Source organism: Novosphingobium sp. BL-S-33 (assembly GCF_056857025.1).
Genome location: NZ_CM166474.1, coordinates 2,744,933 through 2,765,746, shown reverse-complemented (window position 1 = coordinate 2,765,746; position 20,814 = coordinate 2,744,933). Strand labels below are relative to the sequence as shown.

At 63.0% G+C, this 20,814-nt stretch carries 21 protein-coding genes and 1 pseudogene; 18 read left to right on the top strand and 4 right to left on the bottom strand.

The window, feature by feature from the left end; all coding sequences use genetic code 11:
* Positions 1–7 precede the first annotated feature (7 nt).
* The 3 genes from AC1VVM_RS12915 to AC1VVM_RS12905 form a co-directional block, all read right to left on the bottom strand.
* Positions 8–508 carry a DUF805 domain-containing protein gene (locus AC1VVM_RS12915; protein WP_482904238.1) on the bottom strand — a complete coding sequence of 167 codons (501 nt, stop codon included), beginning with the start codon at positions 506–508 and terminating at the stop codon, positions 8–10.
* Positions 509–516: 8 nt separating this feature from the next.
* Complete coding sequence (locus AC1VVM_RS12910) at positions 517–1,809, bottom strand: ammonium transporter (RefSeq protein WP_482955130.1); 1,293 nt, start codon at positions 1,807–1,809, stop codon at positions 517–519.
* 90 nt (positions 1,810–1,899) lie between these two features.
* The gene (locus tag AC1VVM_RS12905; RefSeq protein ID WP_482904236.1) at positions 1,900–2,919 is read right to left on the bottom strand and encodes a 2-hydroxyacid dehydrogenase; all 1,020 of its coding nucleotides are present in this window, start codon (positions 2,917–2,919) and stop codon (positions 1,900–1,902) included.
* Positions 2,920–3,000: 81 nt separating this feature from the next.
* Here AC1VVM_RS12905 and AC1VVM_RS12900 point away from each other — a divergent pair, with 81 nt between their 5' ends.
* Positions 3,001–3,501, top strand: coding sequence for an SH3 domain-containing protein (locus tag AC1VVM_RS12900; RefSeq protein WP_482904235.1), 501 nt, complete (start codon positions 3,001–3,003; stop codon positions 3,499–3,501).
* Between the two features lie 83 nt (positions 3,502–3,584).
* Here AC1VVM_RS12900 and AC1VVM_RS12895 read toward each other — a convergent pair whose 3' ends face one another.
* On the bottom strand, positions 3,585–4,778 hold the full coding sequence (locus tag AC1VVM_RS12895) for an acetyl-CoA C-acyltransferase (protein WP_132385497.1): 1,194 nt from the start codon (positions 4,776–4,778) through the stop codon (positions 3,585–3,587).
* 438 nt (positions 4,779–5,216) lie between these two features.
* Between AC1VVM_RS12895 and AC1VVM_RS12890 the strand changes: the two genes are divergently transcribed.
* From AC1VVM_RS12890 to AC1VVM_RS12810, 17 genes and pseudogenes are all read left to right on the top strand, one after another.
* On the top strand, positions 5,217–5,591 hold the full coding sequence (locus tag AC1VVM_RS12890; protein ID WP_132385496.1) for an NADH-quinone oxidoreductase subunit A: 375 nt from the start codon (positions 5,217–5,219) through the stop codon (positions 5,589–5,591).
* Positions 5,588–6,157: a NuoB/complex I 20 kDa subunit family protein gene (locus AC1VVM_RS12885; RefSeq protein WP_132385495.1), complete on the top strand. Its 570-nt coding sequence runs from the start codon at positions 5,588–5,590 to the stop codon at positions 6,155–6,157. The genes AC1VVM_RS12890 and AC1VVM_RS12885 overlap by 4 nt, the downstream gene beginning before the upstream one ends.
* Positions 6,158–6,165: 8 nt before the next feature.
* A pseudogene (locus tag AC1VVM_RS12880) lies at positions 6,166–6,777 on the top strand (NADH-quinone oxidoreductase subunit C); the annotation flags it as partial.
* 14 nt (positions 6,778–6,791) lie between these two features.
* Positions 6,792–8,003, top strand: coding sequence for an NADH-quinone oxidoreductase subunit D (locus AC1VVM_RS12875; RefSeq protein ID WP_482955129.1), 1,212 nt, complete (start codon positions 6,792–6,794; stop codon positions 8,001–8,003).
* Positions 8,000–8,350 (top strand): nuclear transport factor 2 family protein, encoded by a 351-nt coding sequence (locus tag AC1VVM_RS12870; RefSeq protein ID WP_132385492.1) that lies wholly within the window; start codon positions 8,000–8,002, stop codon positions 8,348–8,350. Before AC1VVM_RS12875 ends, AC1VVM_RS12870 begins: the two co-directional genes overlap by 4 nt.
* A gap of 13 nt (positions 8,351–8,363) precedes the next feature.
* A complete protein-coding gene (locus AC1VVM_RS12865; RefSeq protein WP_132385491.1) occupies positions 8,364–8,564 on the top strand; it encodes a hypothetical protein in 201 nt (66 codons plus the stop codon).
* Positions 8,557–9,225 (top strand): complex I 24 kDa subunit family protein, encoded by a 669-nt coding sequence (locus tag AC1VVM_RS12860; protein WP_132385490.1) that lies wholly within the window; start codon positions 8,557–8,559, stop codon positions 9,223–9,225. Before AC1VVM_RS12865 ends, AC1VVM_RS12860 begins: the two co-directional genes overlap by 8 nt.
* Complete coding sequence (gene nuoF / locus AC1VVM_RS12855; protein ID WP_132385489.1) at positions 9,225–10,526, top strand: NADH-quinone oxidoreductase subunit NuoF; 1,302 nt, start codon at positions 9,225–9,227, stop codon at positions 10,524–10,526. The genes AC1VVM_RS12860 and nuoF overlap by 1 nt, the downstream gene beginning before the upstream one ends.
* Positions 10,526–12,544 (top strand): NADH-quinone oxidoreductase subunit NuoG, encoded by a 2,019-nt coding sequence (gene nuoG, locus AC1VVM_RS12850; RefSeq protein ID WP_482904234.1) that lies wholly within the window; start codon positions 10,526–10,528, stop codon positions 12,542–12,544. Before nuoF ends, nuoG begins: the two co-directional genes overlap by 1 nt.
* Positions 12,541–13,587: an NADH-quinone oxidoreductase subunit NuoH gene (gene nuoH, locus AC1VVM_RS12845; protein WP_132385487.1), complete on the top strand. Its 1,047-nt coding sequence runs from the start codon at positions 12,541–12,543 to the stop codon at positions 13,585–13,587. Before nuoG ends, nuoH begins: the two co-directional genes overlap by 4 nt.
* On the top strand, positions 13,584–14,069 hold the full coding sequence (nuoI, locus tag AC1VVM_RS12840; protein ID WP_132385486.1) for an NADH-quinone oxidoreductase subunit NuoI: 486 nt from the start codon (positions 13,584–13,586) through the stop codon (positions 14,067–14,069). Before nuoH ends, nuoI begins: the two co-directional genes overlap by 4 nt.
* A gap of 12 nt (positions 14,070–14,081) precedes the next feature.
* Entirely contained in the window at positions 14,082–14,699 is a 618-nt protein-coding gene (locus tag AC1VVM_RS12835; protein ID WP_482904233.1) for an NADH-quinone oxidoreductase subunit J, read from the top strand.
* A complete protein-coding gene (gene nuoK / locus AC1VVM_RS12830; protein ID WP_132385484.1) occupies positions 14,696–15,001 on the top strand; it encodes an NADH-quinone oxidoreductase subunit NuoK in 306 nt (101 codons plus the stop codon). Before AC1VVM_RS12835 ends, nuoK begins: the two co-directional genes overlap by 4 nt.
* Positions 15,002–15,005: 4 nt before the next feature.
* Positions 15,006–17,099, top strand: coding sequence for an NADH-quinone oxidoreductase subunit L (nuoL, locus tag AC1VVM_RS12825; RefSeq protein ID WP_482904232.1), 2,094 nt, complete (start codon positions 15,006–15,008; stop codon positions 17,097–17,099).
* 4 nt (positions 17,100–17,103) lie between these two features.
* Positions 17,104–18,636 (top strand): NADH-quinone oxidoreductase subunit M, encoded by a 1,533-nt coding sequence (locus AC1VVM_RS12820; protein ID WP_482905104.1) that lies wholly within the window; start codon positions 17,104–17,106, stop codon positions 18,634–18,636.
* A complete protein-coding gene (nuoN, locus tag AC1VVM_RS12815) occupies positions 18,636–20,099 on the top strand; it encodes an NADH-quinone oxidoreductase subunit NuoN (protein ID WP_132385481.1) in 1,464 nt (487 codons plus the stop codon). The genes AC1VVM_RS12820 and nuoN overlap by 1 nt, the downstream gene beginning before the upstream one ends.
* On the top strand, positions 20,096–20,809 hold the full coding sequence (locus AC1VVM_RS12810; protein WP_482904231.1) for a biotin--[acetyl-CoA-carboxylase] ligase: 714 nt from the start codon (positions 20,096–20,098) through the stop codon (positions 20,807–20,809). Before nuoN ends, AC1VVM_RS12810 begins: the two co-directional genes overlap by 4 nt.
* Positions 20,810–20,814 lie beyond the last annotated feature (5 nt).

Here is a 20,814-nt window from a genome sequence, read left to right as displayed (position 1 = left end):
CGACCCTTCAGGCTGTTTCCGGTCCGGATGCGGGAGGCGTTATCGCCCTCGGATCCGGACCGAAACGGTTCGTACCGCGCGTTCCGGGGATGCAGACCAGCGCAAGGCAGACAAGCGCGAATGCAGGAAACAGCAGCCAGTCGAGATAGCGCGTAACCGCTTCGACACTGCCGCGCGCATCCCAGCCTGCCGTCAGGGTCACGAGGTCCAGAGACAGGTTTTGCAGCGCAAGGATCGGGACTGGCAGGGTCCACAAGCCGCTGAAATTCAGGTCGTGCGCGCGCCGGACGAACAGCGCGAAGCAGGGCAGTACGATCAGGGCGGGAATACCCAGCCGGGCCCATTTCAAGGCATCGCCTGACAGAAACAGTGATGCCGTTCCCGACAGTAGCAGATTGAGCAGGATCAGGCTCACCCCACATGCCAGCACTTCGGCGCGACTTGCGCGACCGGCGGCACTGAAAGTCAGGCGCAGCGCCCGGGTGCCGTATCGAAGCCAAGTCTTCATCGTATCGTTCATGTGGCGGGGCCGATCCCGTGGCTGCTGAAGTCGAGCCCGTTGCGTTCGGCATGTTCCGACATGCGCATCGGGAAGAGGACCGAGGCCATGAGTGCGGCGATGGTGCTCGCGACGGTCGCCCAGAGGACCACGGCGCCAAGGCCCAAGGCCTGCGCGAAGATCTGCGAGATCATCGTATGACCGCGGGCATACCCGGTCCCGCCGAAGGATGGGCTCAGGAACAGGCCGAGAAGGAGGGTTCCAATCATGGCGGGAAGCCCGGCTATCGCAAAGATGCCAAGAGTGTCATCGATCCGTGCGCGGGCGAGTAATCGCAGTCCCTGCCGTGCCGCCAGGGCTCCGAGAATGCCCAGCAGCAGCGCGGCACCGGGCGATATGTATCCGGCGGCGGGAGCGACGGCGGCAAGGCCGGCGATCACGCTTGAACCGAGGCCCGACGATCCGATACGGCCGTGGCTCAGGCGGTCGGCGGCAAGCCAGGTGAATACGCTCGCGGCCATGGCGACATGCGCATTGATCGCGGCGGCGGCTGCGCCATCGGAAGCGCCAAGGGCCCAACCTCCGCAGAGGCCAAGGCCGCCGATCCAGACCAGCGCGCTGCCGACCAGTCGCAGCGGGATGCCGCCGTTGCCGTCACGTTCACCGGAATAATCGAGACGGCGACCCATCATCACCGCGACGACGAGCGAGGACGCACCCGTCGCGACGAAGATGGGCAGACCGCCGCTCCAGTCGAACGTGCCGACTGAACTCGCCAGCCAGCCTCCGCCCATGACCCAGTGCGAGATCGGCGCTGCGGCCATAAGCGACCACAGCGCGCAGAACAGCACGACCCATCCGAACCGCGCGCGCTCGGCCCAGGCGCCCGTCATCAGCACGGGAGCCAGCGTTGCCGCGACAAGCTGGAAGAGAACGAAGGCGCTTTCGGGAATGGCGGTGCCTGCGCGCACGGCGCTCAGCCGGATCAGCATCCAGGCATTGCCGGCGCCGATCCAGCCGCCCGATACGTCACCGAAGGCCAGCGTGTAGCCAACCACCGTCCAGATCAGGCTGACGACGGCAACGATGGCGAGGGTTTGAAACAGCACGGACATGCCGTTTCCCGCGCGCACCCGCCCGGAATGGAGCAGGGCTATGCCGGGAAGCGCGGCCAGTAGTACAAGCGCGGCGGCGGCAAGCAGCCATGCGGTATCGCCGCTGTTCACCGCATCATGCAGCGATTGCGCCAAGGCAGGGCGCGGCAGTGCCGCAAGCAAAGTCGCCACGGTAACCGTGCCGCGCGTGTTCATCGAACCATTCCCCCCGAAATGGACCGGCCAGAAAGCCGGGCCCCGGGGAGGACTTAGAGCAGGAAAAGGTTACGAGACAAGTTACCGCGCCTAGGGCAAGTCGGGCAGGACCTGATCGGGCGGGCGGTGGCCGTCGACCCAGAAGCGGATATTGGCGATGATCCGCTCACCCGCTTCGCCGCGGCCCTCGAAAGTTGCGCTGCCGAGATGGGGAAGGGCAACCACATTGGGGAGCGCGAGCAGCCTCGGGTCGACGCTCGGCTCCCGCGCGAAGACATCGAGCCCCGCGCCGGCGATCCGGCCTTGGGTCAGCGCGTCGATCAGGGCGTCCTCGTCCACCAGTTGCCCGCGCCCGGTGTTGATAAGGCAGGCGCCGGACTTCATCAGGGCAAGCCTGTCTGCATCAATAAGCGGCGCACCGCCGGGCAGGGCGGGGCAATGGAGCGTCAGAATGTCACTTTCGGCAATGAGGCGCTCCAGATCCGCTTCGAACCGGGCGCCGAACATGGTCTCCAGAGCGGACGGGAGACGGCGGCGGTTGTGATAGACCACCTCAAGGCCAAAGGCGCGGGCGCGATGGGCAACGGCCTGACCGATGCGTCCCATTCCGACGATCCCGAGTCGCTTGCCGGAGAGCGCGCTGCCAAGCATCGTGGACGGCGCCCAGCCTTTCCATTGGCCGTCGCGCAGAATGGCCTGGTTCGCGCCGAATCGCCGCATGGTGAAGAGAATGAGCGCCAGCGTGAGATCGGCAGTGTCGTCGGTGAAGACACCCGGTGTATTGGTGACGACGATGCCCCGCGCTCGTGCGGCATCGACATCGATATGTTCTGTTCCGGCGCCGAAGTTCGCGATCATGCCGAATCGCGGATCCGCCTGCGCGATCAGTTCGGCGTCGATGCGGTCGGTCACCGTGGGGACGAGCACGTCGCATTCGCGCATCGCAGCGGCAAGCGCGTCGCGCGTCATCGGTGTGTCGTCGGCATTGAGAACCACGTCGAACAGTTCGGCCATGCGCGTTTCGACCCCCGGCAACAGGCGCCGTGTGACGATAACGCGGGGGCGTCCACCAGGGCGATGGGCCAGATCTGTCTCGGTAACCAGAGTCATCACGGGAATGGGCTAGGCCGTCCACAGGCGGCGGGTCAAGCAGCCTTGAAGCGGTGCCCGGGGGCAAGGTATGAATGGGGCATGTCTCAAGGAAAATCGTTCCGCCTGCGCGCGGTTGCCTGCGCCGTCATTGTCGGTGCATTCGCCGGCTTTCTCGCGGTGCCGGCTTCGGCTGCTGATGAGGGCAAGGTTCCCTATTGGGCGTCAATCGATGCTGACCTCGCGAACTTGCGCGTGGGGCCGGGGGAATCGTACAAGATCGACTGGGTCTATCGCCGCGAGCACTTGCCGGTGAAAGTGATCCGCCGTGAGGGGCCGTGGCGTCTGGTTGAGGATCCCGACGGTACGCAGGGCTGGATGCGCGACCTGCTGCTTTCGCGTACGCGCTCGGCGATGGTCCGCTCCAAGGGCGTGATCGAGATGCATGCCGAACCGCGCGGCTCCTCGCCGATGCTCTGGCGGGTCGAGCCGGGCGTCGTCGGACTGCTGGGCGAGTGCAAGGAGGGCTGGTGTCCGTTCGATATCGCCGGACATAAGGGTTTCGTCGAACAGGAGGACCTCTGGGGCGCGGGCACGCTCTGAGATGGATACCCCAACCTGCTGATGACAAAGAAAAACCCCCGCCGTTTCCAGCGGGGGTTTCTTCTTGAGAGCTTGTATTGCGATCAGGCCAGTTCGATCGCCACGGCCGTTGCTTCGCCGCCGCCGATGCAGAGCGAGGCAACGCCCTTTTTCAGGCCCTTTTCCTTCAGGGCATTGATAAGGGTGACGATGATGCGGGTGCCTGAAGCACCGATCGGGTGGCCAAGGGCAGTGGCGCCGCCGTGGACGTTCACCTTGTCATGCGGGATGCCAAGGTCATGCATCGCGAACATGGCGACGCAGGCGAAAGCCTCGTTCACTTCGAACAGGTCGACGTCCGAAAGCTGCCAGCCCACTTTGTCCATCAGCTTGGTGATGGCGCCGACCGGAGCCGTGGTGAACTTCGCGGGCTCCTGCGCATGGGCGGCAACGCCGACAACGGTGGCGACCGGAGCGAGGCCCTTGGCTTCGGCCACGCTCTTGCGGGTCATCACCACGGCAGCAGCGCCGTCCGAGATCGAGCTGGAGGTGGCGGCAGTGATCGTGCCGTCCTTGGCGAAAGCGGCCTTGAGCGTGCGGATCTTGTCCGGGTTGCCCTTCGGCGGCTGCTCGTCGGTGTCGATCACCAGATCGCCCTTGCGGGTCTTGACGGTGACGGGAACGACTTCGTCCTTGAACGAGCCGTTGCTGATCGCTTCCTGCGCGCGGCGGAGCGACTCGATCGAGTAATCGTCCTGATTTTCGCGGGTCAGCTGATACTCGTCGGCAGTGACCTGCGCGAAGGAGCCCATCGAGCCGCCTTCATAGGCGTCTTCAAGACCGTCGAGGAACATGTGATCGTAAAGCGTGTCGTGGCCGGCGCGGGCGCCCGAACGGTGCTTCTTGGACAGGTACGGCGCATTGGTCATCGATTCCATGCCGCCCGCGATGATCACGTCGAGCGAGCCCGAAGCGAGTGCCTCTGCGCCCATGATCACCGTCTGCATGCCCGAGCCGCAGACTTTATTTACAGTGGTCGCCTGCACCGACTTGGGAAGACCGGCCTTGATCGCCGCCTGACGGGCAGGGGCCTGGCCGAGGCCGGCGGGCAGCACGCAGCCCATATAGATGCGTTCAATGTCGTCACCGGCGACACCGGCGCGCTCGACGGCGGCCTTGACCGCGGTTGCGCCGAGGTCGGTTGCCGACACTTCGGCGAGCGAGCCTTGCAGACCGCCCATCGGAGTACGGGCGTAGGAAAGAATGACGATAGGGTCCGAAGCCGAGATCTGGGCCATTATTATGCCTTTCACGCTGGAAAACAGGTATCCTTGGCAGGTGAACTAGTGTTGCGCTGCATCAATTGCAATTGGCGACTCTGGCGATAACGGATGCGACCATGCTCCATCCCCATGGCGTTGGCCTATTGCTGTTGAGCGTCATTTTTCGCAATCTGGCTGCGAAATCTTGCATCTGTGGGGCAGCCCGGCGTTTCTTATGCCCGTTCGGGCAATGCCGCGGGCTTTGCCGGGGTTGCGCTACGCCGCCGTATGCCCGCGATCGGTGTCCCCGTCTCGGCTTATTGCGAACGTGTTGCAATGCAACGAACTTGGGCCGAATATTCCGCTTGGACACCTTGCAGAGGGGGGAGGGCTGGCCTAAGAGCGCCCGCAACGACCGGACATTGTCTTTGGCATGAGTCCGGCTGCCGTAATACCGGTATGAGGCCAGAACCATTGACTGATCTGTCACAATACCTGCCGATCCTCATCTTTCTGGTGATCGCGCTCGCGCTCTCCTCGGTGATTGTGCTGCTGCCGATCGCCGTCTCCCGCCTGACCGGCACCCACAACCCGAGTGCTGACAAGAACAGCGAGTACGAATGCGGCTTCCCCGCGTTCGAAGACCCGCGCAGCCAGTTCGACGTCCGCTTCTATCTCGTGGCGATCCTGTTCATCGTCTTCGATCTTGAAGCTGCGTTCCTGTTCCCCTGGGCCGTTTCGCTCAAGCTGACCGGCTGGGCCGGCTGGCTGACGATGATGGTGTTCCTCGGTGAACTGGCCATCGGCCTCGCCTATGCATGGAAGAAGGGAGCTCTGGACTGGGAATGAGCACGCTCGTTAACTCCGCCGGCCAGCCTCTGGCGCCGGCTGCAAGCCAGGGCGGTGCTGTTACGCCGCCCGATCAGTCCTTTTTCAAGGACCTCAACCAGGAAGTGTCCGACAAGGGCTTCCTCGTCACCTCGACCGAGGAACTGTTCCAGTGGGCCCGTACCGGCTCGCTGTGGTGGATGACCTTCGGCCTCGCCTGCTGCGCGGTCGAGATGATCCACGTGAACATGCCGCGTTACGACATGGAACGCTTCGGTGCCGCGCCGCGCGCGTCCCCGCGCCAGTCGGACGTGATGATCGTTGCCGGCACGCTCTGCAACAAGATGGCTCCGGCGCTCCGCAAGGTCTACGACCAGATGTCGGACCCGAAGTACGTCATCTCGATGGGCTCGTGCGCCAACGGCGGCGGCTACTATCACTACAGCTACAGCGTCGTGCGCGGTTGCGACCGGATCGTTCCGGTCGACATCTACGTGCCTGGCTGCCCGCCGACTGCCGAAGCGCTGCTCTATGGCGTGATGCAGTTGCAGCGCAAGATCCGCCGCGTCGGCGCGCTCGATAGGTAAGGACGACGATGACCGTTCTGCATTCCGCCCCGAAGTTCGCTTCGAATGAAGGTGTGATCGAGACGCTCTCGGCCGCGCTGGGCACCATGGTCGAGGCGAGCAAGGAAGAGCACGGCGAAGTCGTGCTCACCGTTGCGCGTAATCAGATCGAAAACGCGCTTCGCCTGCTGCGTGACCATCACGAATACCAGCAGCTGATGGAAATGGCTGGCGTCGACTATCCGTCGCGGCCTGAGCGTTTCGAAGTCGTCTACATGCTGCTCTCGGTGACGAAGAACCATCGCCTCATGGTGAAGGTGAACGCCGCCGAAAGCACGCCGGTGCCGACCGTGACCACGCTATGGCCCAACGCGGGCTGGCTGGAGCGCGAAGTGTTCGACATGTACGGCGTGATCTTCGCCGGCAATCCGGACCTGCGCCGCATTCTGACCGACTATGGCTTCGAAGGGCACCCGTTCCGCAAGGACTTCCCGCTCACCGGCCATGTCGAGTTGCGTTATTCGGAAGAAGACCAGCGCGTGGTCTACGAGCCGGTCAAGCTCGCGCAGGACCTGCGTCAGTTCGACTTCATGAGCCCTTGGGAAGGCGCCGAATACGTGCTTCCGGGCGATGAAAAAGCCGAAGGAGACAAGGCGTGAGCATCCAGCTCGAACAGTCGCCGACCACCGGCGATGAAGTCATCACCAACTACACGATCAACTTCGGTCCACAGCACCCGGCGGCCCACGGCGTGTTGCGCATGGTCATGGAACTCGATGGCGAGATCATCGAGCGCATCGACCCGCACGTCGGCCTGCTGCACCGCGGCACCGAAAAGCTGATCGAACACAAGACGTACCTTCAGGCGCTGCCGTATTTCGACCGTCTGGACTACTGCTCGCCGCTGGGCATGGAGCATTCCTACGTCCTTGCGGTCGAAAAGCTGCTCAACCTCGAAGTTCCGATCCGCGCGCAGTACCTGCGCGTGCTGTTCGCCGAGCTGACCCGCATCTGCAACCACATGCTCAACATCGGTTCGCACGTCATGGACGTGGGCGCGATGACCCCGAACCTGTGGCTGTTCGAAATCCGCGAGGACTGCCTCAACTTCTTCGAACGCGCATCGGGCGCACGCATGCACTCGGCCTGGTTCCGCCCCGGCGGCGTCCACCAGGACGTGCCGCTCAAGCTGCTGACCGACATTGCCGACTGGCTCGACACCCGCCTGCCGGAGCTGTTCGAGGACGCGATGAGCCTCGTGGTCGACAACCGCATCTTCAAGCAGCGCAATGTTGATATCGCGCTGGTGAGCAAGGAAGACGCGCTGGCATGGGGCTTCTCCGGCCCGATGATCCGCGGCGCGGGCATCCCCTGGGATATCCGCAAGTCGCAGCCTTACGACGTCTATGACCGCATGGACTTCGAGATCCCCGTCGGCACCAACTCTGACTGCTACGACCGCTTCATGGTCCGCGTCGAGGAAGTGGGTCAGTCGGCCAAGATCATGAAGCAGTGCCTGGCGCAGATGCCCGAAGGCCCGATCGCTTCTTCCGACCGCAAGGTGGTGCCGCCGAAGCGCGGTGAGATGAAGCAGTCGATGGAATCGCTGATCCATCACTTCAAGCTCTACACCGAAGGCTTCCACGTGCCGGCCGGCGAAGTCTACGTTGCCACGGAAAGTCCGAAGGGCGAATTTGGCGTCTATCTGGTGTCGGACGGCTCCAACAAGCCGTACCGCTGCAAGATCCGCCCGACTGCCTTCTCGCATCTCCAGGCGATGGATTTCATGTCGAAGGGGCACATGCTCCCCGACGCGACCGCCATTCTGGGCGCCATCGACGTGGTGTTCGGGGAGTGCGACCGTTGAGCAAGCTCGCCATCGCCGAAGCCATGATCGCGGCCTACAACGCGCAGGACGCCGATCTTTACGTGACCTACATGACCGACGAAGCCAGCGAAGCGAACTATCGCGGGGCTGTGGTTCGTGAGGGCAAGGAAGGCACGCGCTCTGGCCTCAAGGCGGCTTTCGCCAAGTGGCCCGAGAACAAGGCCGTGATCGTCTCGCGCGAAGAGACCGACAACTATGTCGTCTTCCGCGAGCATGTCACGCGTGGCCCGGCGACGGACGGTTCCGATCTCGTCGAGCCGTTCGACGTTCTGGCCGTCTACAGCTTCGAGGGCGACAAGTGCTCGCGCGTCGAGTTCATCCGGTGAGGGAGGTCTTCCGGTGAAGTTCAACACTCTCGAACTGACCCGTATCTGGGCCGCTGTCACCGGTGTGGCGCTTGCGGTCTGGTATTTTGCCGCCGTCTACCTCGCATTCCAGCCTTCGGCCATGCTGCCGATGATGGTGACTGCGATCGGCGGTTTCGAATTGTTTCTTTTCGGCCAGGACCAGTGGCTGAAGCGCAGAGGTAAGCATGGCTGACCGCTATATCGAACCCGATACGCCCGAACTGCGGGCGCGTTGGGGCAATTTCGCCTGGACTCCGGAAAACGCCGAAAAGGCGAAGGAAGTCGTCGCGCGTTATCCGGAAGGGCGCCAGCGCTCGGCCGTGATGCCGCTGCTCGATCTCGCTCAGCGTCAGGTTGGCGCGGAGCTGAACACGCAGGGCTGGCTGCCGATCCCGGTGATGGAATACATCGCCGCCTATCTCGACATGCCGATCATCCGCGTGGTTGAGGTCGCGACCTTCTATACGATGTACAACATCGCGCCGATCGGCCGTTTCCACGTGCAGGTCTGCGGCACCACGCCGTGCATGCTGCGCGGATCGGACGATCTGCTGGCGACCTGCAAGTCGCGCGGCATGAAGAAGGGCCACATCTCGGAAGACGGCCTCTGGTCGTTCACCGAGGTCGAGTGCATGGGCAACTGCGCCTCGGCCCCGATGGTCCAGATCAACGACGACAACTACGAAGACCTCACGTCCGACCGCCTGAACGCGGTGCTGGACGCGCTGGCGCGTGGTGAAACGCCCAAGGCCGGTACCCAGGATCCCGCCCGTCACACCGTCGAACCGGTGGGCGAGCCGACCAACCTGGCGGCCATGATCACCGAAAACCATGACTATCGGAGTGAGTGGTAATGGCTCTCCTCGATAAAGACCGCATCTTCACCAATCTCTACGGCTATCAGCCGTGGAACCTGAAGGAAGCGCAGGCGCGCGGTGCCTGGGACAACACCAAGGCGCTGATCGAGCGCGGCCGTGATGCTATCATCGACGAGATGAAGGCTTCGGGTCTGCGTGGTCGCGGCGGCGCGGGCTTCCCGACCGGCATGAAGTGGTCCTTCATGCCCAAGCAGCCGCCGCTCGACCAGAACGGCAATCCCAAGCCGAGCTTCCTCGTGATCAACGCGGACGAATCCGAGCCGGGTTCGTGCAAGGATCGCGAGATCATGCGTCACGATCCGCACCTTCTGTTCGAAGGCGCGTTGGTCGCGGGCTTCGCAATGGGTGCGCGCGCGGCCTACATCTACATTCGCGGTGAATACATCCGCGAGGCGGAGACGCTGTTCGCGGCGCGTGAAGAGGCTTACGCAGCCGGCTTGCTGGGCAAGAACGCCTGCGGTTCGGGCTACGATTTCGACGTCTTCGTCCACCGCGGCGCCGGCGCCTACATCTGCGGTGAAGAAACCGCGATGATCGAAAGCCTCGAAGGCAAGAAGGGCCAGCCGCGCCTGAAGCCGCCGTTCCCGGCCGGTGCAGGCCTCTACGGCTGCCCGACCACGGTGAACAACGTCGAATCGATCGCCGTCGCGCCGACGATCCTGCGTCGCGGTGCCGCGTGGTTCTCAAGCTTCGGCCGTGAGAACAACAAGGGCACCAAGCTCTTCCAGATCAGCGGGCACGTGAACCGTCCCTGCGTGGTCGAGGAAGAGATGTCGATCCCGTTCAGCGAGTTGATCGAGCGTCACTGCGGCGGCATTCGCGGGGGCAAGGACAACCTGCTGGCGGTGATCCCCGGCGGTTCGTCGGTTCCGCTGGTCCCGGCTGCCGACATCTGGGATGCCCCGATGGACTTCGACGGCCTGAAGGCCGTCGGCTCGGGCCTCGGTACCGCTGCCGTCATCGTCATGGACAAGTCCACCGACATCGTTCGCGCCATCAGCCGCATCTCGTACTTCTACAAGCACGAGTCCTGTGGCCAGTGCACCCCCTGCCGCGAAGGCACGGGCTGGATGTGGCGCGTGATGGAGCGCCTGCGCACCGGCGACGCGGAAGTCGAGGAAATCGACATGCTGCAGCAGGTGACCAAGCAGGTCGAAGGCCACACCATCTGCGCTCTGGGCGACGCTGCGGCGTGGCCGATCCAGGGCCTGATCCGTCATTTCCGTCCGGAGCTTGAGCGCCGGATCGCCGAAAACGTCCGCGAGGCTGCCGAGTAATGCCCAAGGTCAAAGTCGACGGCGTCGAGATCGACGTCCCCACCGGCGCAACCGTGCTGCAGGCCTGTGAGCTTGCCGGCAAGGAAATCCCGCGCTTCTGCTACCACGAACGCCTGAGCATTGCCGGTAACTGCCGCATGTGCCTGGTCGAAGTGAAGCCCGGACCGCCGAAGCCCCAGGCTTCGTGCGCGCTTCCTGCCGCCGAAGGCCAGGAAATCCGCACGGATTCCGAAATGGTCAAGAAGGCGCGGGAAGGGGTGATGGAGTTCCTCCTCATCAACCACCCGCTCGACTGCCCGATCTGCGATCAGGGCGGCGAATGCGACCTTCAGGACCAGTCCGTTGCCTACGGTCGCGGCGCTTCGCGCTATGACGAGAACAAGCGCGCGGTCACTGAAAAGTACATGGGCCCGCTCATCAAGACGACGATGACGCGCTGCATCCACTGCACCCGCTGCGTGCGCTTCTCGGAAGAGATCGCCGGCGTGGACGAGATCGGCGCGCTTTATCGCGGCGAGAACATGCAGATCACGACTTATCTCGAACATGCTGCCAAGCACGAGATGTCGGCCAACGTGATTGACCTGTGCCCGGTTGGCGCGCTCACCTCGCGTCCCTACGCCTTCGAGGCCCGTCCCTGGGAACTCAAGAAGACGCTGGGCATCGACGTGTCGGACGCCACGGGTGCCAACATCCGCATCGATGCGCGTGGCCGTGAAGTGCTGCGCGTGCTTCCTCGTAACAACGATGACGTGAACGAGGAATGGATCAGCGACAAGGCGCGCTACATGGTCGACGGGCTTACCAAGCGCCGCCTCGACAAGCCGTTCCTGCGCCGTGACGGCAAGCTCGTCGCGGTCAGCTGGAACGAGGCATTCGCTGCCATCGCCACGCTGAACCCGGGCAATTCGATCGCCGCCATGGCTGGCGACATGGTCGATTGCGAAACGATGTTTGCGGCCAAGAAGCTGGTCGGCGCACTCGGTTCGAAGCTTATCGAAGGTCGCCAGACCGGGATGGACTACGCGACCGACAACCTCGCCGCCGTCAACTTCAACACCACGTTCTCGGGTATCGAGACGGCTGACGCGATCCTGATCGCGGGCAGCAACGTGCGCTGGGAAGCCCCGCTGCTCAACGTTCGCCTCCGGAAGGCAGTGAAGCGCGGTGCCAAGGTGTTCCTCGTCGGTCCCGAGTGGGAAACCACTTTCGGCGGCGAGTTCCTTGGCGAAGACCTCTCGGTCCTTGGCAATCTTCCGCAGAACGTCGCCGATGCGCTGTCGAACGCGAAGCGTCCGGCGGTCATCCTCGGCGGTGCGGCGCTCGGCCGTGGTGGTCTGGAAGCGGGCCTCGCGCTCGCCGCCCAGTTCAACCTCGTTCGCGATCTTGAAGATGGCACCAAGTGGAACGGCTTCAATGTCCTCCACATGGCGGCGGCCCGCATGGGCGGCCTGATGCTCGGCTACGCGCAGAAGGGCGGCATTGCCGACCTCGTCGCCGCCAAGCCCAAGGTTCTGCTCGCGCTCGGCGCCGACGAAGTGGACTTCACCAAGTTCGCCGATTCGATGATCGTCTACATCGGTCACCACGGCGACAAGGGTGCCCACGCTGCGGACGTGATCCTGCCGGCTTCGGCCTACACCGAAAAGGCGGGCACGTACGTCAACACCGAAGGCCGCGTGCAGTGGGCTGACAAGGCCGTCTTCGCACCCGGCGACGCGCGTGAAGACTGGACGATCCTGCGTGCGCTCGCGGACGCCTTCGGCGTGTCGGTCGGCTTCGACAGCTTCGATCAGCTGCGAAATGCAATGATCAAGGAAGTTCCTGCACTTGGCAGCGAAGGTCTTGCCGATTACGGGAGCGTTCTGCCCAATGGCGGCGGTTCCGCTGCCGGTCAGATCGCCTATCCGATCAAGGACTTCTACATGACCAACCCGATCGCCCGTGCGAGTGCCGTCATGCAGCGCTGCTCGGCCGAAATCCTGCACGGTGAAGATCTGGCGGAGGCCGCGGAATGACCGCTTTCTTCCAGACTCTCGGGATGAGCCACGAGTGGGCATGGTTCGTGTCCACCGTCTGCGGCATCCTGCTCATCGCGCTGCCGCTGATGCTGGCTGTTGCCATGATCATCTATGTCGACCGCAAGATCTGGGCCGCCATGGCGCTGCGCCGTGGTCCCAACGTGGTCGGCCCGTTCGGCCTGCTTCAGTCCTTCGCGGACGGTCTGAAGGTTTTCCTTCAGGAAACCATCATTCCTTCGGCGTCGAACAAGGGCTTGTTCCTGATCGCGCCGGTTGTCACGTTCACCGTGGCGCTGCTGGCCTGGGCGGTGATCCCGTTCAACTCGGGCGCGGTTCTGGCGGACATCAATGTCGGCCTGCTTTACGTGCTCGCGATCAGCTCGCTCGGTGTCTACGGCACCGTGATGGCGGGTTGGGCATCGAACTCCAAGTACCCGTTCTTCTCGGCGATGCGCGCTTCGGCGCAGATGATCTCGTATGAAGTCTCGATCGGCTTCATCCTGATCTGCGTCGTTCTCTGGGCCGGTACTTTCAACCTCAACGGCATCGTCTGGGCCCAGAAGGGCCACGTTTTCGGGATCATCAACGGCTTCGTCGCGAACCCGCTGCTCTTCCCGATGTGGGTGATGTTCCTGATTTCGGGCATGGCCGAAACGCAGCGCGCTCCCTTCGACCTTACCGAAGCGGAATCCGAGCTCGTTGCCGGTTACCAGACCGAATATTCGTCGATGGCCTTCGCTGCCTACTGGCTGGGTGAATATGCCAATGTGCTCCTGATGTGCGCGCTCAACGCGACGCTGTTCTGGGGCGGATGGCTGCCGCCGCTCGACATTCCCGTTCTCTACCTCGTGCCGGGCTTCATCTGGTTCCTGCTCAAGGTCGCATTCTTCTTCTTCGTGTTCAGCTGGGTGAAGGCGACGGTTCCGCGCTATCGCTATGACCAGCTGATGCGCCTGGGCTGGAAGGTCTTCCTGCCCGTATCGCTGCTGTTCGTTGTTCTCGTCAGCGGCTACCTCATGGCTACCGGACACTTCCAATGACCGTCGGACAACTCATAAAGAGCTTCACGCTCTGGGAGTTCGTGAAGGCGCACTGGCTGACCTTGAAGTATTTCTTCAAGCCCAAGGCGACGATCAACTACCCATTCGAGAAGAACCCGCTTTCGCCGCGCTTCCGTGGTGAGCACGCCCTGCGCCGTTATCCCAACGGCGAGGAACGCTGCATCGCCTGCAAGCTCTGCGAAGCGATCTGCCCGGCGCAGGCGATCACCATCGAAGCCGCGCCGCGTGCCGACGGTTCGCGCCGTACCACGCGCTACGACATCGACATGACGAAGTGCATCTACTGCGGTTTCTGCCAGGAAGCCTGCCCGGTGGATGCGATCGTCGAGGGGCCGAACTTCGAATACGCGACGGAAACGCGCGAGGAACTGCTCTATGACAAGGCCAAGCTACTGGCGAACGGGGACAAGTGGGAGCGTGCGATCGCCGCGAACCTTGAAGCCGACGCGCCGTACCGATAGGGGGCCGCGGACATGATCCAGATTATCGCCTTCTACCTTTTCGCGGCGCTGACCATCGCTTCGGCGGTGGCCACCATCGTCTCCCGCAACCCGGTGCATTCGGTGCTGTTCCTGATCCTGGCGTTCTTCAACGCTGCCGGGCTCATGGTTCTCGTCGGCGCCGAGTTCATCGCCATGCTGCTCATCATCGTCTACGTCGGTGCTGTCGCGGTTCTGTTCCTGTTCGTCGTCATGATGCTGGACATCGACTTCGCGGAGCTTCGTGCAGGGTTCGTCAAGAACTTCCCGCTGGGCTTGCTGGTCGCGGCCGTATTGGTCGCCGAACTGCTCGTCGGTCTCGGCGTCCTGAAGTCGGGCGCAATGACGCTCGGCACGCCTGACGGCACGGCAGCGATTCCGGTCGGTGCGTCGAACATCGAGGCCATCGGCGCCCTGATGTATGGCCGCTATCTCTTCCTGTTCGAGGCGGCGGGCCTGATCCTGCTCGTTGCGATGATCGGCGCCATCGTGCTGACCCATCGCCAGCGCACCGACACGCGTGGTCAGAACATCAGCAAGCAGATTGCACGTCGTCCCGACGAAGCGACCGTCAACGTCAAGCCCGAAGTGGGCAAGGGGGTTCAGCTGTGATCGGCATCGAACATTACGTGGCCGTCAGCTCGATCCTTTTCGTGCTCGGCGTCCTCGGTATCTTCCTCAACCGCAAGAACGTCATCGTTCTGCTCATGGCGATCGAACTGATCCTGCTTGCGGTCAACATCAACCTCGTCGCCTTCAGCGCGTTCCTGCACGACCTCACGGGTCAGATCTTCGCGATGTTCGTGCTGACGGTTGCTGCCGGCGAGGCCGCAGTGGGGCTTGCTATCCTCGTGATCTACTTCCGTGGCCGCGGCACGATTGCCGTCGACGACGTCAACCGGATGAAGGGATAAGGCCTTGCACCCGATCCTGATCATCGTCTTCCTGCCATTATTGGCAGCGATCATCGCCGGGCTTGGCAACAAGCAGCTCGGCAACGTCGCGGCGAAGTCCCTGACAACAGGCGCGCTCTTCGTGTCGTGCCTGCTGTCGTGGCCGATTTTCCTGCAGTTCCTCGGCGGCCACGCCGAAGCCAGCGTCGTTCCGGTCCTCAAGTGGGTCCAGTCTGGCGCGATGACCTTCGACTGGGCGCTGCGTGTCGACACGCTGACCGCCGTCATGCTGGTGGTCATCACCTCGGTCTCCGCGCTCGTGCACCTCTATTCGTGGGGCTACATGAGCGAGGAGCCGGATCAGCCGCGCTTCTTCGCGTACCTGTCGCTGTTCACCTTCGCCATGCTCATGCTGGTGACGGCGGACAACCTGGTGCAGATGTTCTTCGGTTGGGAAGGCGTGGGTCTCGCGTCGTACCTTCTGATCGGCTTCTGGTTCCGCAAGCCTTCGGCCTGCGCCGCCGCGATCAAGGCCTTCGTGGTCAACCGCGTGGGTGACCTTGGCTTCATGCTGGGCATCTTCGGCACCTACCTGGTGTTCGGCACGGTCTCGATTCCCGAGATCCTGCACGCAGCGCCGGGCATGGCGGGTTCGACCATCGGCTTCCTCGGCCACCGCTTTGACACGATGACGGTGATCTGCATCCTTCTGTTCATCGGCGCGATGGGCAAGTCGGCGCAGCTCGGCCTGCACACCTGGCTTCCGGACGCGATGGAAGGCCCAACCCCGGTCTCGGCCCTCATTCACGCCGCGACCATGGTCACCGCCGGCGTCTTCATGGTCTGCCGCCTCTCGCCGATGTTCGAGACCAGCGAGACCGCGATGCACCTCGTCGCCTTCGTTGGCGCCTGCACCTGCTTCTTCGCCGCCACCGTGGGCTGCACGCAGTGGGACATCAAGCGCGTGATCGCGTACTCGACCTGCTCGCAGCTCGGTTACATGTTCTTCGCCGCCGGCGTCGGCGCCTATGGCGCGGCCATGTTCCACCTGTTCACGCACGCGTTCTTCAAAGCACTGCTGTTCCTTGGTGCCGGTTCGGTCATCCACTCGATGCACCACGAGCAGGACATGCGCTTCTACGGCGGCCTGCGTAAGCATATCCCGATCACCTTCTGGGCGATGACGGCGGGTACGCTGGCCATCACCGGCGTGGGTATCGCAGGTTTCGCGGGCTTCGCAGGCTTCCACTCGAAGGACGCGATCCTCGAAGCAGCCTTCGGTTCGGGCACCCAGATCGGTGGTTTCGCCTTCTGGATGGGCATCGCTGCCGCGCTCATGACGAGCTTCTATTCGTGGCGCCTGGTCTTCCTGACCTTCTTCGGCAAGCCGCGCTGGATCCAGTCGGAGCACATTCAGCACGCCGTTCATGACGCGCATGGCCATGGTCATGACGATCATGCTCACGATGGCCATGAGCACGCTGAGGACGAAGATTCGCATGCGAGCGAAGAAATCGGTTCGCGCGGTCCGGACTACACGCAGCACGGCGACGGCACGGGTGGCTACCACCCGCACGAAAGCCCGCCGGTCATGCTGCTGCCGCTGATCATCCTCTCGTTGGGTGCGATCTTTGCCGGCTTTATTTTCCAGCATGCCTTCGTCTCCGAAGGAGAGGGCGAGTTCTGGAAGGGCGCACTGGTCTTCCACGAACACCTGATCCACGCGATGCATGGCGTTCCGACCTGGGTGAAGTGGGCTCCGTTCACGGTGATGGCGCTGGGCCTGCTGACCGCATGGTACGGCTACATGAAGAATCTCTCGTTCCCCAAGGCAGTCGCCGAACAGCTCGGGCCGGTTTACACCTTCGTGTACCGCAAGTGGATGTTCGACGAACTCTACAACACGATCTTCGTCCGTCCCGCTTTCTGGCTCGGCAAGGTGTTCTGGAATGTCCTGGACATCGGCGTGATCGACAAGTTCGGTCCCGACGGTGCGGCCTGGGTCGTCGCCAGGGGTTCGACTTACGCGCAGAAGGTCCAGTCGGGCTATCTGTACAGCTACGCACTTGTCATGCTGATCGGCGTCGTTGCCGCCATCAGCTGGGTGATCGCGGGATAAGATGATGAGTGGTTTTCCGATCCTCAGTCTGATGTTGCTGGTGCCGCTCGCGGCGGCACTGGCTTGTCTCTACCTTGATGCCAAATCGGCCCGAGTGGTGGCGCTTGTCGCCACCCTCGCGGACCTTGCTCTTGGCATTGTCCTCTGGATGAACTTCGACATTGGCGGAGCGCAGTGGCAGTTCACGGAACGGCATGAGCTGTTCTCGGGCTTTTCCTACGCTCTCGGCATCGATGGCATTGCGCTGCTGCTGATCCTGCTTTCGGTCTTCCTCATGCCGATCTGTATCGGTGCGAGCTGGAACTCGATCGAGAAGCGCGTCGGCGAATACATGGCCGCTTTCCTGCTCATGGAAACGCTGATGATCGGCGTCTTCGCGGCACAGGATATCTTCCTGTTCTACATGTTCTTCGAAGCCGGCCTGATCCCGATGTACCTTATCATCGGTATCTGGGGTGGTGCGGACCGTATCTACGCTGCTTACAAGTTCTTCCTCTACACGCTGCTCGGTTCTGTGCTGATGCTCGTGGCGATGCTGTGGATGGTCCACACTGCCGGCACGACCTCGGTTCCTGCGCTGATGGCTTATGACTTCGATCCGCAGGCTCAGACCTGGCTGTTCCTCGCCTTCTTCGCCAGCTTCGCGGTGAAGATGCCGATGTGGCCGGTCCACACCTGGCTTCCGGCGGCGCACGTTCAGGCGCCGACCGCTGGCTCGGTGATCCTGGCAGGCGTGCTACTGAAGATGGGTGGCTACGGCTTCATCCGCTTCTCGCTGCCGATGTTCCCCGAAGCTTCGGCCTACTTCGCGCCGCTGGTGTGGGGTCTCTCGATGGCCGCTGTCGTTATCACCTCGCTGATCGCGCTGGTGCAGAGCGACATGAAGAAGCTGATCGCCTATTCGTCGGTCGCTCACATGGCGATCGTGACCATCGGTCTCTTCGCCTTCAACCCGCAGGGCCTCGAAGGTTCGATGCTGGTCATGCTGAGCCACGGCCTCGTCTCGGGCGCGCTGTTCCTTTGCGTGGGCATCATCTACGACCGCCTGCACACCCGTGAGATCGTCCGTTACGGTGGTCTTGCCATCAACATGCCGCGTTATGCGCTGTTCTTCCTGCTCTTCACGATGGCCTCGATCGGCCTTCCGGGCACCAGCGGTTTCGTCGGCGAATTCCTGAGCCTTGGCGGCATTTACCAGGCATCGAGCTGGACGGCGCTGATCTGCACCACCGGTATCATCCTGGGCGCTGCCTACATGCTCTACCTCTATCGCCGGATCGCCTTTGGCGACCAGAAGAACGCCGATGCCGCCGCCATGGCCGACCTCGACGTCCGCGAACTGCTTATGGTGGTTCCGCTGGGCCTCGCGGTGCTGTGGATGGGCGTCTATCCCGAGAGCTTCATTGCTCCGATGCGCGCCGACATTGCCGCGCTCGACGCCCGGATTGCGCGTGCAAAGCCGGAAGGAGACGCCAAGTTGGCCATGGGCAAGGAAAAGCCTGCGCATGAAGAAGCTGCGCATGAGGGGGCACACTGATGGACTGGTCGCAGTCACTGCGCCTGATCGCGCCTGAAGAAACGCTGAGCTTCGCAAGCCTCGTCTTGCTCCTGATCGCCGCCTGGGGTGGTGACAAGGCTGCCCGGTTGATCTCCGTTCTCGCCGTGGCGGCGCTCGTCGCCGCCGGCGTCCTCGTCGCCCCCGCGCTTTGCGGCGGTGCCATGGGCGTCGAAACTTACGCCTTCTTCGGCCAGTTCAAGGCCGACGCTTTCGCTTCCTTCGCGAAAGTGCTGATCTACATCTCTGCCGCCGTTTCGATCATGGTCGCTCCGGCCTACTTCGATCGCTTCAAGGCGATGCGTGCCGAATATCCGGTGCTCGTCGTTCTGGCGGCGATCGGCATGAGCATGATGGTTTCGGCAACGAACCTCATCACGCTCTACATCGGCCTTGAGATGAACTCGCTCGCCGCCTACGTCCTGGCCGCGTTCCTGCGCACCGATGGTCGTTCGGCCGAAGCGGGCCTCAAGTACTTCGTGCTGGGCGCGCTGGCTTCGGGCATCCTGCTGTTCGGCATGAGCCTGACGTACGGGTTCGCAGGCACGACGTCGTTCGACGGCATCAGCGCCTCGATGGCGCATGGCCTCTCGCATGGCGCCCTGTTCGGCCTCGTGTTCGTCTTCGCCGGTCTTGCCTTCAAGATCAGCGCCGTACCGTTCCATATGTGGACGCCGGACGTTTACGAAGGTGCACCGACCCCGGTGACCACGCTCTTCGCAACGGCCCCCAAGGTCGCCGCGATGGCGCTTACCATGCGCGTTGCCATCGAAGCCTTCGGTGAACAGGCGCATGCCTGGCAGCAGATCGTTGTCTTCGCAGCACTCGCTTCGATCGTGATCGGTGCTCTTGGCGCGATGCGTCAGTCGAACATCAAGCGACTGATGGCCTATTCGTCGATCAACAACGTCGGCTTCATGCTGGTCGGCCTCGCGGTGGCAACGCCGGAAGGCATCTCGGCGATGCTGTTCTACCTCGCGATCTATGTTGCGATGTCGATTGGCGGTTTTGTCATGATCCTGATGCTTGCCGACGAAAACGGCAATCCGGTCGAGGATCTCGGCAAGATGGCCGGCCTGTCGCGCACCCGTCCGGGCCTTGCCCTGGCGCTGGCGATGATCATGTTCAGCCTTGCCGGTATCCCGCCGATGTTCGGCTTCTGGGGCAAGTTCCTGGTCTTCAAGGCCGCGGTTGACGGCGGCATGATCGCGCTCGCCGCGCTGGGCTTTGCGGCTTCCGTGATCGGCGCTTTCTACTACCTCAAGGTCGTCAAGATCATGTACTTCGACGAACCGGCCGACGTGGTGAAGGGCCAGAGCGACATCTGGCACAAGCTCGTCCTCGTGGGTTCGTGCGTGGTCATTTCGCCGCTGGGCTTCCTGCTCACCCGCTGGCTGGGCCATCTGGCTGACACCGCTGCGGCGGCGCTCTTCTCCGGCCTTTGATAGAGGTCGTCGAAGAGACCGCTTCGACCAATGCCGATCTCGTCCGGCGCCTCGGCGCCGGCGAGGGCATTGCTGAAGGGTTCTGGCTACGCGCGGTGCGACAAAGCGCCGGGCGCGGGCGTCGCGGCAAGGAATGGTCCTCGCCTGAGGGCAATCTCTACGCCAGCACTGTCATCGCGCTTCGCGCCGATGACCCGGCGGCTCATACGCTGGCTTTCGTGGCGGCGCTCGCCGTCCGTGACCTGATTGCCGCGCTGCTACCTGCGGAAGCGGGCGTTCAACTCAAATGGCCCAACGACGTTCTTGTCGCGGGCGCCAAGATCAGCGGCATTCTGCTGGAACGCTGCGGCGATCATGTGATCGTTGGCATCGGTATCAACCTTGTATCCGCCCCCGAACTGGCCGACCGCGCTACGGCGTCGGTACTGGCTTCGGGTGGAAGCGATGTCGATGCGCAAAAAGTGCTCGAAAAGCTGGCGACTGCTTATGCGAGGCGTCTCTCGCAATGGCGGAGCGAAGGGCTTTCGGCCACGCTGGGGGCCTGGCAGCAGCATGCCTATCCGCAAGGCACGCCTCTGAAGGTTGTGCTGGACGGGGAAGGGGAGGCGCTCGGCGCTTTCGCCGGGCTTGACCCCGACGGTGCTCTGCGCTTGCGTCTGCCGGACGGAAGCCTACGTGTCATCCATGCGGGCGACGTCTCGCTGGTCTGAAGGAA

Bases quoted from the DNA above. Each gene is read 5' to 3' on its own strand.
- AC1VVM_RS12915 (WP_482904238.1), bottom strand. From the start codon at position 508: ATGAAGACTTGGCTTCGATACGGCACCCGGGCGCTGCGCCTGACTTTC.
- AC1VVM_RS12910 (WP_482955130.1), bottom strand. From the start codon at position 1,809: ATGAACACGCGCGGCACGGTTACCGTGGCGACTTTGCTTGCGGCACTG.
- AC1VVM_RS12905 (WP_482904236.1), bottom strand. From the start codon at position 2,919: ATGACTCTGGTTACCGAGACAGATCTGGCCCATCGCCCTGGTGGACGC.
- AC1VVM_RS12900 (WP_482904235.1), top strand. From the start codon at position 3,001: ATGTCTCAAGGAAAATCGTTCCGCCTGCGCGCGGTTGCCTGCGCCGTC.
- AC1VVM_RS12895 (WP_132385497.1), bottom strand. From the start codon at position 4,778: ATGGCCCAGATCTCGGCTTCGGACCCTATCGTCATTCTTTCCTACGCC.
- AC1VVM_RS12885 (WP_132385495.1), top strand. From the start codon at position 5,588: ATGAGCACGCTCGTTAACTCCGCCGGCCAGCCTCTGGCGCCGGCTGCA.
- AC1VVM_RS12860 (WP_132385490.1), top strand. From the start codon at position 8,557: ATGGCTGACCGCTATATCGAACCCGATACGCCCGAACTGCGGGCGCGT.
- nuoF (WP_132385489.1), top strand. From the start codon at position 9,225: ATGGCTCTCCTCGATAAAGACCGCATCTTCACCAATCTCTACGGCTAT.
- nuoG (WP_482904234.1), top strand. From the start codon at position 10,526: ATGCCCAAGGTCAAAGTCGACGGCGTCGAGATCGACGTCCCCACCGGC.
- nuoH (WP_132385487.1), top strand. From the start codon at position 12,541: ATGACCGCTTTCTTCCAGACTCTCGGGATGAGCCACGAGTGGGCATGG.
- nuoI (WP_132385486.1), top strand. From the start codon at position 13,584: ATGACCGTCGGACAACTCATAAAGAGCTTCACGCTCTGGGAGTTCGTG.
- AC1VVM_RS12835 (WP_482904233.1), top strand. From the start codon at position 14,082: ATGATCCAGATTATCGCCTTCTACCTTTTCGCGGCGCTGACCATCGCT.
- AC1VVM_RS12820 (WP_482905104.1), top strand. From the start codon at position 17,104: ATGAGTGGTTTTCCGATCCTCAGTCTGATGTTGCTGGTGCCGCTCGCG.
- nuoN (WP_132385481.1), top strand. From the start codon at position 18,636: ATGGACTGGTCGCAGTCACTGCGCCTGATCGCGCCTGAAGAAACGCTG.